The organism is Microbispora sitophila (assembly GCF_014892245.1).
Taxonomy (GTDB): Bacteria; Actinomycetota; Actinomycetes; order Streptosporangiales; family Streptosporangiaceae; genus Microbispora; species Microbispora siamensis.
The window spans coordinates 176502-192523 of sequence record NZ_JADBGC010000012.1; the positions used below are offsets into that span (position 1 = coordinate 176502).

5 protein-coding genes are annotated in these 16022 nt (G+C 74.6%); 1 reads left to right on the forward strand and 4 read right to left on the reverse strand.

Translation table 11 applies throughout. From position 1 onward, the window contains the following. Positions 1–133: 133 nt before the first annotated feature. Complete coding sequence (locus IL992_RS23075; protein WP_193205444.1) at positions 134–8410, reverse strand: non-ribosomal peptide synthetase/MFS transporter; 8277 nt, start codon at positions 8408–8410, stop codon at positions 134–136. Continuing rightward, on the reverse strand, positions 8407–13176 hold the full coding sequence (locus IL992_RS48470) for a non-ribosomal peptide synthetase (RefSeq protein ID WP_319018756.1): 4770 nt from the start codon (positions 13174–13176) through the stop codon (positions 8407–8409). The genes IL992_RS23075 and IL992_RS48470 overlap by 4 nt, the downstream gene beginning before the upstream one ends. 188 nt (positions 13177–13364) lie before the next feature. On the opposite strand from IL992_RS48470, the gene IL992_RS23085 reads away from it, so the two are divergent. Continuing rightward, positions 13365–14261, forward strand: a complete 897-nt coding sequence (locus IL992_RS23085; RefSeq protein ID WP_193205543.1) for an aminoglycoside phosphotransferase family protein — start codon at positions 13365–13367, stop codon at positions 14259–14261. A 54-nt stretch (positions 14262–14315) separates the two neighbouring features. On the opposite strand, the gene IL992_RS23090 is transcribed toward IL992_RS23085, so the two are convergent. Beyond that, positions 14316–14666: a hypothetical protein gene (locus tag IL992_RS23090; protein ID WP_193205446.1), complete on the reverse strand. Its 351-nt coding sequence runs from the start codon at positions 14664–14666 to the stop codon at positions 14316–14318. A gap of 90 nt (positions 14667–14756) precedes the next feature. After that, complete coding sequence (locus IL992_RS23095; protein ID WP_193205447.1) at positions 14757–16010, reverse strand: GNAT family N-acetyltransferase; 1254 nt, start codon at positions 16008–16010, stop codon at positions 14757–14759. Between the last annotated feature and the right edge of the window lie 12 nt (positions 16011–16022).

Genomic DNA, 16022 nt, shown 5'->3' on the forward strand with positions numbered 1-16022 from the left:
GGCTCGGAGCGGCATGCGCCAGGCACTGTGCTGACTGATTCGCTCGCCACGCTCGCTCATGCCACCCCCTCGCCTTCGGCTCGGAGCGGCATGCGCCAGGCACTGTGCTGACTGATTCGCTCGCCACGCTCGCTCATGCCACCCCCTCGCCTTCGGCTCGGAGCGGCATGCGCCCCTCGGCACGCTCGCTTACCGCGTTCAGCAGCTCCGCCTGGACGGCGTCCAGGTCGGCCGCGGCCTCGGGCGGCGGCGCGGCGTCGGGGACACGGTCCTCCAGGTGACGCAGCGGCCGGTAACGCAGCCCCAGCAGGCCCCAGACGGCCAGGAACACGCCGCTGGCCAGCAGCACCAGCGCGGCGCCCCGGCCCGGGCCGGACGCGTACGGCTGGGCCCAGTCGGCCAGCGGGCCCGCGGACAGGAAGCCCAGCGGCTGCATGGCCGTGGCCAGCATGACGTTGACGGCCAGGACGCGGCCCTGCAGCTCCGGGCCCACCTTCACCTGGATGATGGACAGCCAGTGCGCGTTGCCGATGCTCATGCAGGCCAGCCGCAGGAACAGCCCGGCCGCGATCAGCCATACCGCCGGCCACACGCCCATCAGCACCACGCCGATGCCGGACCCGACCACGAAGGCGATCATTCCGGTGGCCCGGCGCCGGGTCCCTCCCCATACCAGCACCACACCGGTGCCCACGGCCGCGCCGAGGCCGCCGAGCGCGGTCACCGTCCCCAGCTCGGCCGGGGAGCCGATGGCCAGCACGACCGGAGTGACCAGCACCCACATCAGCGCGGTGCAGAAGTTGACCACGGCGAAGTAGACCGCCATCACGAGCAGCGGCCGGCGTCGCAGGAGGAACCGCCAGCCGCCGGTCAGCGCCGCGTGGAACGTCTCCTCCTGACGGTGGAACAGCCTGTCGGGGAACCGGACCACCAGCAGGGTGACCACCCCCACGGCGAACGTGGCGACGTCGAGTGCCACCACCGCGGACAGCCCGAACACGCCGATCAGCGCGCCGCCGGCGAGCGGCGCGACCACGTTGCCCACCCCGAAGCCCAGGTTGGCCAGGGCGTTGGCCTGGGTGAGGTACGGCTTGGGCACCAGTTGCGCGACCGCGGCGAGGTAGGCGGGTTGCTGGAAGGCCATGACCACCGAGGTGACGCCGACGATGAGGCACACGTTCCACATCGCCAGGTTGCCGGTGATCAGCAGCAGGACCAGCGCCGCCATGGCGATCCCGGAGACGGCGTCGCAGGCCAGCATGATGCGGCGCCGGTCCACCCTGTCGGCCAGCGCGCCGCCCAGCGGGGTGAGCAGCACGGTCGGGATCTGGGACAGCATCACGATCAGCGCCAGGTCGATGATCCGGCCGCTGTTCTGGTAGGCCCAGACGCCGAGGGCGAAGGAGCTCAGCGCCGTGCCCACGGCCGACACCAGCTGTCCGCTCGCGACGGTGTAGAACGGGCGCAGGCCGGTCCGTACGGGCGGACTCACAGGGTCGGGCAACCGCCCGGACGCCCAGCGCCCGACGCGCTCGGTGATCAGGGCGGCCAGCGGCTCGGCCTGGTGCCGCAGGAAGTAGTGGCCGGCGCGGGGCAGCACGGCGAACTCTGCCCTGGGGGCGAAGGCCGCCCACTCGGCGTACCGCTCCTCGTACAGCTCGGTGGCCCGGTCCCGCTCTCCGACGACGCACAGGACGGGGGCGCGCAGCAGCGGTCCCCCGCCGGCGAGTTCGCGGCCGAACCATTCCCGCGCCTGGTCGGCGTCGTGGCGCATCGCCCGCACCGCCGCCTGTTTGGCGGCCTCGTCCATGTCGTCGAGCAGCCCGCCGGTGGCCCGCAGCGCGTCGCGGAACAGCCGGTCGGAGACCAGGCGGTCGCCGCCGAACAGCCGCCGGGCCAGGCCGGGCAGCCGCGCGCTGGGGAAGCTCGCGGCCGCGATCACGCCGAGGACGGGGACCTCGTCCGCCTCCAGCCTGCGGGCCAGGGCCACCGCGGGCGCGGAGCCCACGCAGTGACCGTAGATCGCCACCGGTCCCGACGCGGTCGCCTTAACCTCCGCGGCCAGGGCCTCTACCAGCTCGGCCAGCGGCACCGGCGGCTCCTCCGGCCGCGCCGGGTCATGGCCGGGCAGTTCCACGGCGAGCACCTCCACGCGCTCGCCGAGGGCCCGGGCGAGCGGCTGGTACACCGCCGCCGACCCGCCGCCGTACGGCACGCAGACCAGGGTGAACTCGCTGGTGCGGCTGCCGCCCAGGCGGTGCAGCAGCCCGCCGTCCCCTTGGCCCGGGGACGGGCGGTCCAGGAACGCGGCCAGCTCGGCGACCGTGGGCCGGGTGAACAGGTCGATGACCCGCAGGCCGCGGCCGATCTCCTTGACCGCGCGCACCGCCGCGAAGGAGTCCCCGCCGAGGGCGAAGAAGTCGTCGTCCGCCCCGACGCGCTCCACGTCGAGCACCTTCGCCCATGCCCGGGCGACGAGCTCCTCGCCGGGCGTGGCGGGCGGCACGAACCCGGCGGCCTCCGCCTGCGGCGCAGGCAGGGCCGCCCGGTCGATCTTGCCGTTCGGGTTCAGCGGAAGCCGGTCGAGCGTCACGAACTGCGCCGGGACCATGTAGTCGGGCAGCCGCTCGCGCAGCGCGGACCTGACCGCCGCGACCTCCGCGGTGGACGGCGTCACCCAGGCGGCGAGCTGCCTCGCCTTCCCCTCCCCGACCGGCAGCACCACGGCGTCGGCGACCTGGGGCAGGGCGCGGAGCGCGGTGGTCACCTCTCCCAGCTCGACCCGGTAGCCGCGCACCTTTACCTGGTCGTCCACCCGGCCGCGGAACTCCACCAGCCCGTCGGCGGTGACCCGCAGCAGGTCGCCGCTGCGGTAGCAGCGTCCCTCCCCGGTCAGCGGGTCCGGCACGAACCGTTCGGCGGTGAGCTCGGGCCTGCCGATGTAGCCGCGGGTGACCCCAGGGCCGCCGACCACCAGTTCGCCGGGCACCCCGACCGGCACCGGTCGCATGCCGCCGTCGACCAGGTGCCCGTAGACCCCCGGCAGGGGCCGGCCCAGCGGCACGATGCCGGTTCTGCGCTCGGTCGGGACCTCGTCGGTCTCGCAGACCATGCAGATCATCGTGGACTCGGTGTGCCCGTAGTGGCTCTGGATGCGCAGCCCCGGGCGGGCGGCCCTGGCCCGTTCTACCAGGTCCCAGGGACACGCCTCGCCCGCGAGGATGAGCAGCCTGCGCGGCAGCACGGCGGCCAGGTCGCCGCCGGAGGCCAGCAGTTCCAGGTGGCTGGGCACGCACTTGACCACGTCGATCCGGTGCCTGCCGAGGTAGTGGGCGAACGCGCCGGGGTCCATCGCGGTCTCCCTCGGCACCAGGTGCACCGCCCCACCCGTGGTCAGGGCGCCGAACACGCAGGTGAGGCCGAAGTCCGCGGCGGGCGTGGAGACCACCGCGTACGACGCGCCGGGCGCGCCGATGCGGGGCAGCATGCCGCTCAGATACCCGGCCACGCTGCGGTGCTCGGCGGCCACCGCCTTCGGCGTGCCGGTGGAGCCCGAGGTGAAGATGACGTGGTGCAGATGCTCGGGCCGCACGTCGACCTCCGGCCGGTCCGACGGCAGGTCGGGCAGCCGGTCGAGCAGGAGAACCCGACGGCCGTCACCGGCCAGCGGGGCGAACTCCTCGGTGGTGACGACCGCCCGCGCGCCCGCGGCGTCGAGCATGGTCGCGACCCTGGCGGCCGGATAGGCCGGGTCCAGGGGGAGGTAGCCGCCGCCCGACTTCTGGATGCCGAACAGGGCGCAGGCCAGGTCGCTTCCCGGCTCGAGCAGGACGCCGACCGGCTCGTCGGCGCGCACTCCCGCGGCGAGCAGCCAGTGGGCGATCCGGTTGGCGGCTGTCTCCAGTTCGGCGTAGGTCAGGCCGCGGTCCGCGCCGACCACGGCGAGCGCGTCGGGAGTGGCGTCCACCCAGCGCTCGATCAGCCGGTGCACGGGTTGGTCACGCACCGGTTGATCAACCACCGGGACGTCCTGCGCCGGCGGCAGCGGCTCCCCGGCCAGGATCGGGCCCGTCACCGGTTCGAGCGGCACCGCGCCCACGGGGGCGTCCGGGTCGGCGAGCATGCCGTCCAGCAGGGCGAGGTACCACCGGGTGAACCGCGCCGCGGTGGCCGCGTCGAACAGGTCGGTGCGGTAGCCGAGCCCGCCGCGCAGCGGCACGCCCGGCCCGTGGTCGACCACATGCCAGTTCAGGTCGAACTTCGTCGTCCGTTCCTCCAGGTCGATCTCCGTCGCGTCCAGGCCGGGCAGCCGCGCGCCGCCGACCCCGGGGATGTAGTTGAGCATCACCTGGAACAGCGGGGTGGCGGCCAGGTTCCGCTCCGGCCGCAGCAGCTCCACCACCCGGTCGAACGGCGCGCCGGCGTGGGCCAGGGCGCCGAGCGTCGCCTCCCTGACCCGGGCCAGCAGTTCGTGGCCCGTCGGGTCGCCGCCGGTGTCGGTCCGCACCACGACCGTGTTGAGGAAGCAGCCCACCACTCCCTCGGTGTCGGGGTGGTCGCGGCCGGAGACCGGCACGCCCACCGCGATGTCGGTGGCGGCCGAGAGCCGGGACAGCAGGGCCTGCAGACCGGCGAGCAGGACGACGAACGGCGTGGCCCGATAGGCGGTGGCCACCGCCCTGACCCGCTCGCTCAGCTTCGCCGAGAGCTCCAGCTCCACCGAGGCGCCGCCGGGATCGGCGACCGCCGGGCGCGGCCTGTCCGTGGGCAGGTCGAGCACCGGCGGCAGGCCGTGCAGCCGCTCGGCCCACCAGTCCAGGTCGGCCGGCTCGGGCAGCGGGGCCACCTCGGCGTACTGCGCCGGCGGCGGCTCCGGCCGCGGGCCCGCGCCGAGCCTGGCGGCGTACAGCGCGGACAGCTCGGACAACAGCAGTCCGCGGGTCCAGGCATCGGTGGCGATGTGATGGAAGGTGAGGGAGAGCACGTGCTCCCGCTCCCCCGCCCTGAGCAGGACCGCCCGCATCGGCGGCTCACGGTCCAGCCTGAACGGGGTGGCCAGGTGCGCGGCCACCGCGGCCTCGACCTCGGACGCCTCGACGTCGGCCGTGGAGACCGGCACCTCCGCGACCGGCCGCATCACCAGGACCGGCTCGGCGCCGGAGTCGTCGATGACGCTGCGCAGCACCTGATGCCGCTCGGCCAGGTCGCGTACCGCGCCCAGCAGCGCCTCCGCGTCGAGCTCTCCGCGCAGCCGCAGTGCCAGCGGCACGTTGTACGCGGTCGAGCCGGGCTCCAGTTGCGCCAGGAACCACAGCCGGGCCTGCACCCCCGACAGCGGCGCCGGGCCGGTCACCCTGTGCCGCCGCGTCCCGGTCTCCCCCGTCGTAGGGGGGAGGTGGGCGGCCAGGTCGGCGAGCACCGGATGCTCGAACAGCAGCCGCACCGGGACCGGCACGCCGAGCCGTTCGCGCAGCCGGCCGGCGGCGCGGGTGGCGGCGAAGGAATGCCCGCCGAGGGCGAAGAAGTCGTCGTCCGCCCACACCTGCGGCAGGTCCAGGATCTCCGCCCAGATCTCCGCGAGCAGGCGCTCCTGCGGCGTGCCCGGCGGCACGCGCACCGCGGGCGCGGCCTCGGGCACCGGCAGGGCCGCGCGGTCGACCTTGCCGTTCGGGGTGAGCGGCAGCGCGTCGAGCACGCCGATCGCCGCCGGCACCATGTAGTCGGGCAGCCGTTCCCGCAGCGCGGCACGCACCTGCGCCGCGTCGACGGTGGCGGGCGTCACCCAGGCGGCCAGGCGCCGCTGCGCCCCCGTGCCGACGGGCTGCACGAAGGCCTCGGCCACCTGCGGAAGCGCCCGGATCGCGGCGGTGACCTCGCCGAGCTCCACCCGGAACCCGCGCACCTTCACCTGGTCGTCGACCCGGCCCAGGAACTCCACCAGCCCGGCCGGGTTCACCCGCACCCGGTCTCCGGTGCGATACCAGCCGTCCGCGAACCGCTGCGCGGTCAGGTCGGGCCGGCCCAGGTAGCCGCGGGCCACGCTCGGCCCGCCGATCCACAGCTCTCCCGGCACGCCGTACGGCAGGGGCCGCCCGGCGGCGTCCACCACCCGGCACTCCACGTTCGGCAGCGGCCGGCCGAGCGCCGCGACGCCGCGGGACGCCTCGGCGGCGTCGCAGGCCAGCACCGAGACCGTCGTCTCGGTGGGCCCGTAGTGGATCTGGACCTCCAGGTCGGGGCGCGCCTGCCGCACCCGTTCGAGCAGGTCGTGCGGCACGGCCTCGCCGGCCAGGACGAGAAGCCGGCGCGGCAGGGCGTCCATGCCCAGCAGCTCCAGCTGGCTGGGCACCATCTTGACCGCGTCGACCGGGTGCGCGGCCATATAGGCGGCGTACGCCGCCGGGTCGGTGGCCGCCTCGTGGTCGATCAGGTGCAGGGTGGCGCCCGAGGTCAGCGCGCACAGCACGTTCGTCAGGCCCAGGTCGGCCGCGGCGGTGGACACGAGCGCGAAGGACGTCAGCCCCTCGGGCAGGCGCTCGGCCACGGCGCCCAGGTAGTGGACGATCTGCCGGTGCTCGACCGCGACTCCCTTGGGCGCGCCCGTCGAGCCGGAGGTGTAGATGACGTACGCGAGGTGTTCCGGCGGAACGCTCACGCCCGGACGCTCGGAGGACTCGCCCGCGGCGGCGGCGATCTCGGCCTCGGTGAGCACGAACCGCGCACCCGCGTCGGCCAGCACCGCCTCCGTCCGCCGGGCCGGGTAGACCGGGTCCAGCGGCAGGTAGGCCGCGCCCGCCTTGAGCACCCCGAGCATGGAGACCACCAGCTCCGGCCGCCGTTCCAGCAGCACCCCGACCGGCTCCTGCGGCCGCACGCCGCGAGCCAGCAGCAGGTTCGCCACCTGGTTGGCCCGCCGATCCAGCTCGGCGTAGCTCAGCGACCCGACTGCGGTCGCGTCCGGGCGGGCCTCGGCCACCCGCTCGACCAGCGCGTGCAGCGGGGTTCCCGTCGGCAGGTCCCTGGCCGGGCCGCGCAGGCCGGGGCCCGCGGGCAGCCGCACCGGCGCGTCAGGGTCGCAGAGCATCCCGTCCAGCACCGCCAGATACCAGTCCGCGAGCCGCCGTACGGTGGCCTCCTCGAACAGGTCGGTGCGGTAGCGCAGCTCACCGGAGAACCGGCGGCCGTCGTCGCAAAGTTCGAGGTTGAGGTCGAACTTGGCCACCGGTGACGCCAGCTGTTCCTCCCGGACCTCGACCCCGGGCAGGCTCACTGGCGGTCCGGCGTCGTACACGTTCAGCATGACCTGGAACAGCGGGGTGACCGCGAGGTTCCGCTCCGGCCGCAGTCGCTCCACGATCCGCTCGAAGGGCGTGCGCGCGTGGGCGAACGCGTCCAGCGCGGCGGCACGCGCTCTGGACAGCAGCTCCGCGCCGGTCGGGTCTCCGGAGGTGTCGACGCGCATCACCAGGGTGTTGACGAAGCAGCCCACCACCGATTCGGCGTCCGGGTGGCGGCGGCCGGCGTGTGGCACGCCCACGGCGATGTCGTCACTGCCGGACAGCCGGGACAGCAGCGCCTGCAGGCCCGCCAGGAAGACCATGAACGGCGTGGTGCCCGCCACCGCCCGCACCTTGGCCGACAGGGCCTCGGGCACCTCGACCGCGACCGCGTCTCCCTCCCAGGTGGAGGTGGCCGGGCGGGGCCGGTCGGCGGGCAGGTCCAGCACCGGCGGCAGCCCGTCCAGGTGGCCGGTCCACCAGTCCAAGTCGGCCTCGGGCTTACCGCCCTCCTCCGACGCCGCCTCCCACGCCGCCACGTCGGCGTACTGCAGGGCCGGGGGTTGCGGCCGCGGCGCCAGGCCGAGCCGGGCGGCGTACAGGGCCGACAGGTCCCGGAGCAGCAGGCGCTCCGACCAGGCGTCGGTGGCGATGTGGTGCAGGGTCAGCGCGAGGACGTGCTCGTCGCCGCCGAGCCGGAACAACGTGGCCCGCATGGGCGGTTCCGCGTCCAGCCGGAAGGGGCGCCATGCCTGCTCGGTCAGCTCCCGCGCGAGCGCCGCGGGCTCCACGTCGGCCACGGCGACGCGCACGCCGCCGACCGGGCGCACCCGCGCGCCGTCGACGACGCCGCGCAGGATCCAGTGCCGCTCGGACAGGTCGGCCACCGCGGCGGTGAGCGCCTCCACGTCCACCGGCCCGGTGAGCCGCAACGCCAGCGGCACGTTGTAGGCGGGAGTGTCCGGTTCGAGCTGGGCCAGGAACCAAAGCCGTTCCTGCGCCGGCGACAGCGGCATCTCCGTGGCGGACGTCGCCGGGATGCCGGTGACGCCGGGCGCTTCCACCGCCGCTTGGGCAGCGGCGAACCGGGACCGGAGCAGATCGGCGATCCGGTCCTGATGAGTTTCGGTCATTTCTCGCTTTCCCCCGTCAGTTCCGCCAGCAGGAGCTCTTCCAGCTCGGCGGCGAAGTCGGCCAGCAGCGGCCGTTCGAACAGCGACCGCACCGGCACGGCCAGCCCGAGCGCCTCCCGGATCCGGCCGACCACCCGCGTCGCGGCGAACGAGTGCCCGCCCAGGGCGAAGAAGTCGTCGTCGGCCCAGACCGCGGTGCGCTCGAGCACCGCGCTCCAGATCGCGGCCACCAGGCGTTCGGCGTCGGTGCCGGGCGCCGGTCTTCCGTCCTCGGGCGACTCGGGCGGCTCGGGCAGGGCGGCGCGGTCCACCTTGCCGTTGGACAGGACCGGCAGGGTCGGCAGCGCGACCCACCGCCTGGGCACCATGTGACCGGGCAGCCGCGACCGGACGTGCCGCTCGACGGCGGCCAGGTCTGTCGTCTCGGGCGCGACGTAGCCGACCAGGTGCGTCTGGGCGCCCACGCCGGCGACGGTCACCGCCCCCCGGGCCACCTCGTGCAGCACCGCCTCGATCTCGCCCAGCTCGATCCGGTATCCGCGCACCTTCACCTGGTGATCCCTGCGGCCGTGGAACTCCAGCGCCCCGTCCGGCCGCCGGCGCACCAGGTCTCCGGTGCGGTAACACCGGCCGCCGGGGACGAACGGGTCGGCGACGAACGCGGCGGCCGTCAGGTCGGGCCGGCCCCGGTAACCCCGGGCCACGCCCGCGCCGCCCAGCAGCAGCTCGCCCACGGCGCCCGGCGGCACCAGCCGCAGCTCGGAGTCGACCACGTACGCTCGCTCCCCCGGCATCGGCAGCCCGATCGGCACCCGGCCGGTCTCCTCAGGGCGGACCCGGTGCAGGGTCGACGTGACGGTGGCCTCGGTCGGGCCGTAGGCGTTCCACAGCTCCCCGACCCGGGCCAGGATCTGCTCGGCCAGCGCAGGCTCCAGGGTCTCCCCGCCGACGACGGCCCGCAGCGCCGGGTCGCCGGCCCAGCCGGCGGCCAGCAGCATCCGGTACGCCGTCGGCACCAGGTCGAGCACCGTGACCCCGCCGGCCGTGATCACCTCGGCCAGCGCGTGCCCGTCCACCGCGGTGGCGCGGTCCACCACGAGGGAGGTGCCGCCCGCCGCCAGCACGCTCCACAGTTCGGACGCCGAGGCGTCGAACGTGAGGGGCGCGACGGCCGGCTGGACGTCGCCCGGGCCCAGCCGCAGCGCCGCGGTCATCCCGCCGACGAGGGCGGCCAGGCTGCCGTGGGTGACCTCGACGCCCTTGGGCGTCCCGGTGGAGCCGGAGGTGTAGAGCACGTACGCCAGGTGGCCGGCCCGCACCTCGGGCAGCCGGGCCGGGCCGTCGTGGGCGGCCGCCAGGTGGTCCGCGTCCAGGGTGGGCAGGCCGGGAACGGCCACGCCGCCCCGGGTGAGCACCACCCGGACCCCCGCGTCCTCGGCGAGCGCGCGCAGGTGGGCGGGCGGATGCTCGGGGTCGAGCGGCAGGTAGGCCGCGCCGGCCCGCCAGACCGCCAGCAGCACCGCGGGCATGAGATGGTCGCGCGGCAGGCAGACCGCGACCACCTCTCCGGGCGCCACCCCGTGCCGGACCAGCCCGGCCGCCGCCCGGGCGGACCAGTCGTGCAGTTCGGCATAGGTGAGGCAGGCGCCGTCCGGCCCGGCCACCGCCGTTCCGGCCGTGTACGCCGCCAGCGCCCTGGGCACCGTCTCCGGGAACGCCACCGGCTCGGGCCCGGCCGCCGCGGCCAGCAGGGCGGCGCGTTCGTCCGGGGTGACCAGCTCGAAGGCCGACAAGGGCCGGTCCGGGTTGGTCAGCGCGCACCGCAGCAGCCACATCAGCCGGTCGAGGTATCCCGCCGCCCCGGCCGGGTCGAAACGAGCCGTGCCGTACTCCAGCTGCAGCTCGGTGCCGTCCGCCGTCCGGTTGACCAGGACGCTCAGCTCGTGCACCGCCGCGCCCGAGCCGAGCTCGGTGAGCAGTTCCAGGGGGCCGAGGCGCACCGGCACCTCGGCGTGCTGCATGGCCAGCAGCACGGGGGCCCTGGGCAGGTCGGCGGGCGGGATCTCCTGGTGGACCAGCGCCCGGGTGGTCGCGGCCGCGGCCTCCCTGACCAGCCCCCGGAAGGTCAACTCGCCGGTCGGGCGCAGCCGTACGGGCACGGTGTCCACCAGGGGGCCGATGACGCCGGTCAGCTCCGGCCGGGCCCGGCGTGCCGAGACCACCCCGACCAGGGTGTCCGGCTCCCCCGCGGCCAGGGCCAGACCGGCGAGGTATACCGCGAAAGGGGTGGCGCCGCAGTCCCTGGCCAGCCCCGCGACACGCATGAGGAAGTCCTCGGGGAGCGGCCGGATCACCCGGTCCGCCGTCAGGTCCGCGGGCGCCCGGTCCGTCACCGGCGCGCCGTCCAGCTCGGCCCGCCAGAACTCCCGCAGCCGCGCCAGGTCCGGCTGGTCGAGCTGACGCACGGCGACGTCGCCGAACTGGACCTCCGGCCCGGCCACCGCCTCGCCCGCTAGCTCGGCGGTCAGCTCGCTCATCAGCACCCCGACCGAGCCGCCGTCGAAGGCGATGTGGTCGGCCACGACCACCAGCTCGGCCTCCCCCTCGTCCAGCCGGCACAGGCTCGCCCTCAGCAGCGGCACCTCACCGGTCAGGTCGAACACGTGCGCCGCCGCCTCCTGGGCGACCTTCTCCGGGTCCTCCCCTGCGGCGTGCTCGGTCAGGGGTACGGGGGCCGGTGGGTGCACCACTGCGTACGGCAGGCCGTCCTCGTCGAGAGCCACCGTGCTGCGCAGCACCTCGTGCCGGCGCACCACCGCGTCGAGTGCCCGTCGCAGCGGCGCCGCGCCGGTCAGGCCGCGTACGCGGAACCGGACCGCCACCGTGGTGACGGGGCTGTCGGGATGGAGCCGGCTCAGCGTCCAGAACTCGCGCTGCATGTCGGTCAGCGGATGCCGCGTCGGGTCGCCGCGGCGGACGGGAGCGGGGTGGTCCTGACCGCTGGACGGCTCGCGCAGCCGGGCGGCCATGCCCGCGGCGGTCGGGTCGGTCAGGAAGGCGGCGAGCGGCACGGTGTGCCCCAGCCGTCGGGACAGCTCGGTGACGACCCTGGCCGCGGCTAGGGAGTGCCCGCCGAGGTCGGTGAAGCGGTCCTGGACGCCGACCTCGGGCAGCCCCAGCACCTCGGCGATCACCTCGGCCACCAGGCGCTCGTCGTCGGTGCGCGGGGCGACCAGCGCCGCGCCGGCCGGGCGGACCGCGCCGAGCCTGGGCAGCGCCGCGCGATCCACCTTGCCCGTGGGGGCGAGCGGAAGCTCCTCGGCGACACCGATCCGGGTCGGCACCAGGTGGTCAGGCAGCCGGGCGCGCAGCCAGTCCCACAGCTCCCGCTCGCTCACTCCGGACGCCGCCACGTGGCCGGCCAGGTAGGCGATCCCGTCGTCGCCGGTCGCGGCCAGCACGACGGCCCTGCGTACCGCGGGATGGCGGCCCAGCGCCGCCTCCACCTCGCCCAGCTCCACCCGGTAGCCGCGGATCTTGACCTGGTCGTCGGCCCGTCCGGCGTAGCGCAACTCGCCGTTCACCCGGCGCACCAGGTCGCCCGTACGGTAGACGCGGCTGCCGTCGGGGCCGGTGCGGAACGCGGACGACTCACGTCCGAGGTATCCGCGGGCCACACCCGGCCCGCCGATCCACAACTCACCGAGTTCCCCGTCGGGGACCTGGTTCCCTCCCTCGTCCCGTACGGTGAGCACCGCGCCGGCCATCGGTTCGCCGAGCGGGGGATCGCCCTCGTAGTCCCGGCCCACCTCGAAGGCGGCGCAGGCCGTGGTGCACTCCGTGGGGCCGTACAGGTTCAGCACCCGGCGCACTCCAGGGTTGGCGTAGATCCGCCGCACCAGGGCTCCGGTCAGCGGCTCGCCTCCGGAGAGCACCGTGCGCACCCCGCTCGGCAGCGGCTCGCGCAGCAACACCGACAGCGCGGAGGGCACCCCGTTCACCGTGGTCACTTCATCCCTCGCCGGCAAGGTGGGCAGCGACAGCAGGGTGTCGGCGAGGATCACCGTCCCGCCGGCGACCAGCGGCACGAAGAGCTGGGTGATCGACGCGTCGAAGCAGACCGAGGAGCCGGCCAGCATGCCGCTCAGCTCCTCGGCGGAGTACGCCGACGCTTCCCAGCGCAGCAGGTTCAGGGTGTTGCGGTGCTCCACGACCACGCCTTTGGGCGTCCCGGTGGAGCCGGAGGTGTAGATGACGTACGCCGCGTCGCTCGGATCCCCCGCCACGCGGGGCGCCGCGGCGCCCGGCACCACGTCGTCCACGAGGACGGTCTCGGCCCCGGTCCGTACGACCGCCCCGCGCAGCCCGGCGGAGGTGAGCACCGCGGCGACGGCCGAGTCCTCCGCCATGAACGTGAGCCGCTCGGCCGGATAGGCGGGGTCGAGCGGCACGTAGGCCGCCCCCGCCTTCCACACCCCCACGAGCGCCGGGACGAGCCACTCGTCGCGCGCCAGGCAAACCCCGACCAGATGCCCCCGCCCGATCCCCCGCGCGGCCAGGGCATGGGCGACGCCGTCGGCCCTGCGATCCAGCTCCGCGTAGGTGAGCCTGCTGGTGCCCGCCACCACGGCGACGCGATCCGGAACACGCCGGCACCGCGTCTCGATGGCTTCGTGGACGCGGCCCGGGACCGAGTGTTCCGGCTCCCTCGGGTCATCCCCCCGCCCTGCGGTCACCGGCGCCCCGTTTCTCACACCAACGGACACTTCGCCCCCTTTTCACACCAATCTCCATTGACAGTGCGAAATCGCTATCTCGTTGTTTGCGGGCAAAAGCGTGCGATATGCGGCTTGAGGACCGCTTGTACTCCACTTGCGGCTCGATCAAGGCGGCGGCATCGCCGCAAAACACGTTGCGTGAGAAGACGGGGACGCGGAACGCTCGCGGTGTGAAGATGCACTCAGGTCAGCTGACGGTGTCGCGGGAGACGGTGCGCGCCTTGGTGGACGAGCAGTTTCCGCAGTGGCGGGGCCTGCCCGTCACCGGTATCGCCGCCCATGGGACGGTCAACGCCATCTTCCGCGTCGGCGATCACTTCACGGCCCGGTTCCCCCTGCAGCCCGGGCCGGTCGACGCGACGCGGCGCTGGCTGGAGTCCGAAGCGGAGGCGGCCCGCGAACTGGCGGGCAGCACCCGCTTTCCCACGCCCGAGCCGGTCGCGCTCGGTGAGCCCGGCGCGGGATATCCGCTTCCGTGGTCGGTGCAGACGTGGCTGCCCGGTGCCGTGGCGACCGACGAGGACCCGGGCGAGTCGGTCGCGTTCGCCCACGATCTCGCCGATCTCATCACCGACCTGCGCGCGATCGGCACGCGTGGCCGTACGTTCGCCGGCACCGGCAGGGGAGGCGACCTCCGGTCCCACGACGCGTGGATGGAGACCTGCTTCGAGCGCAGTGAAGGACTGCTGGACGTTCCCCGGCTGCGCCGGATGTGGAAGGACCTCCGGACCCTGCCCCGCGAAGCGGCCGACGTGATGAACCACGGCGATCTCATCCCCGGCAACGTGCTCGTGTCCGGGGGCCGGCTGGCCGGGATTCTCGACGTCGGCGGCTTCGGGCCCGCTGATCCCGCACTCGATCTCGTGAGCGCCTGGCACCTGCTGGAGGCCGGGCCTCGCCGGGTGCTCCGCCTCGATCTGGAGTGCGACGACCTCGAGTGGGAGCGGGGCAAGGCATGGGCCTTCGCGCAGGCGATGGGGCTCGTCTGGTACTACCTCGAGACCAACCCGGCCATGAGCCGGATGGGCCGGCGCACCCTGGAACGCATCCTGGCGGACGGCGGGCCCGCCTGAGCCCGCGCCCGGCAACCGGACGCCCCACAGCCGGAAGCCCCACAGAAGCAGGGCTCAGCCGCGGGTGACGTCGACGCCGCCGAAGACGCCGTAGTTGCGCACGCGGATGACACGGCCGGAAGGGTTCGGCGTTCCCGGCTCCACGTGGCGGCCGCCGAACAGGCTGAAGCCCTCGACCTCCACCGTGACGTCGGCGGGCACCCGCAGCCGCACGCCGCCCGCGATCGAGATCTTCGTCACCGAGGTGACCGGCGCGATCTCGGCCTCGCTCAGGTCGAGGTCGGCTCCGCCGACGGGAGTGAGGACGACGGTGTCCGCGGGCATCCGCCCCGGCCCGCGGCGCTTGAGGCCGCCGAGGAGGGAGATGCGCCAGTCCGTACGCTGCGATGAAGGCGTGTTCGTCATGACCTTCACGGTACGGATCGGCCGATGTGGCGATAAGTGCCGCGCGTCGTGTCTTGACCCGTGACACCCGTCATATCCGCAGCTCAGCCGTCAGAAGAGGGTGCCGGAGAAGGGCGATGTGTCCGTGTGGAACAGCTCCTCGGCCGTCTCCAGGGCACCGTCGCGGTGGACGGTCACCCGTCCGGCCCTGGCGAGCTGCCACCAGCGGGAACCGCCCAGGTAGAGGGCGGCCAGGGTCGCGACGTCCACGGAGAGATCGGCCCCGGAAGAATCGGCCCCAGCAAAGTCGGCACGGGAGAGATCGGCCCGTTCCTCGGTCCTGGCGGCCCCGCGGGCGCTGATCAGGTAGGTCCCGGTGTTGCCGGGCAGCAGGTCGTCGGTGACGGCCAGGACGATCGAGCCGGGGCCCCGATAGTCGCGCCGCGCCAGTGCGGCGGGCACGTCGACGAGGCGCAGCCACGTCTCGTCGCGCACGGAGACCGTGCGGACGGCGCGCTCGTCGGTCAGCAGCAGCGGCAGCGGGTCGTCCGGGGCGGTGAACGGCAGGATGATCCGGTCGACGAGGTCGAGGCCGAGCAGCCACCGGACCAGCCCGGCGTACGCGTCCGGTGTGGCGGCGACGAGATCGTCGACGACGATCGCCCGGTCCCGGCTGGTGAACCACTCCGCCGTGTCGGCGGGGTGGTAGCGGACGAAGCCGTCCTCCGCTCCGTCCTCCCCGTGCACGGCGACGTAGGCGGGGCCGGGGTCCGCCGCCTGCCGCAGCTCCTGCTGCCGCCACCAGGAGGCGGGCCGGCCGATCGCCCCGGTCCAGGCCGCGGCGGACTCGTAGATCTGGGCGAGCGTCTTCCAGGAGGACGCGGGGTCGGCCAGCCGGACCCGGCCCCCGGGCGGCACGGTCGCGCGGAGCACGGCCTGCCTCCGGAACACCTCCCGGCGGGCGGCCGACCCCGCGATGCCGTACCCGAAGCGCTCGTAGATGACCGCCTCGGAGGCCCGCAGCGTGGCCGCGATCTCACCCCTCGCGGCGGCGTCCGCGAGCTGGCGGCGCATCAGCGCCGTCACGATGCCCCTGCGGGTGTGCGTGGGCAGCACGCCCACGTGCGTGACCGCGGCGTGCGGGACCCGCGCGCCGCCCGGCACGACCAGCGTGCTCGCGTAGGAGTCCGCGGTGCCGACGAGCTCGGTCCCGTCGAAGGCGCCGAGGGTGCGGCCGGGTTCGAAGAACTGCGTGACGTCGGTTCCCGCCGGCACGGGCGGCAGGCCGAGGAGGGCGGTGCGGAACGTCGCCGACGCCCCGAGCAGCTCGTCCTCCCCGCTCAGCACGCGTACGTCGAAAGTCATGTCTTCTCCTTC

Excerpts from the sequence above, each read along its gene's own strand:
- IL992_RS23075 (WP_193205444.1), bottom strand. The coding sequence starts at position 8,410 with ATGACCGAAACTCATCAGGACCGGATCGCCGATCTGCTCCGGTCCCGG.
- IL992_RS23085 (WP_193205543.1), top strand. The coding sequence starts at position 13,365 with ATGCACTCAGGTCAGCTGACGGTGTCGCGGGAGACGGTGCGCGCCTTG.
- IL992_RS23090 (WP_193205446.1), bottom strand. The coding sequence starts at position 14,666 with ATGACGAACACGCCTTCATCGCAGCGTACGGACTGGCGCATCTCCCTC.
- IL992_RS23095 (WP_193205447.1), bottom strand. The coding sequence starts at position 16,010 with ATGACTTTCGACGTACGCGTGCTGAGCGGGGAGGACGAGCTGCTCGGG.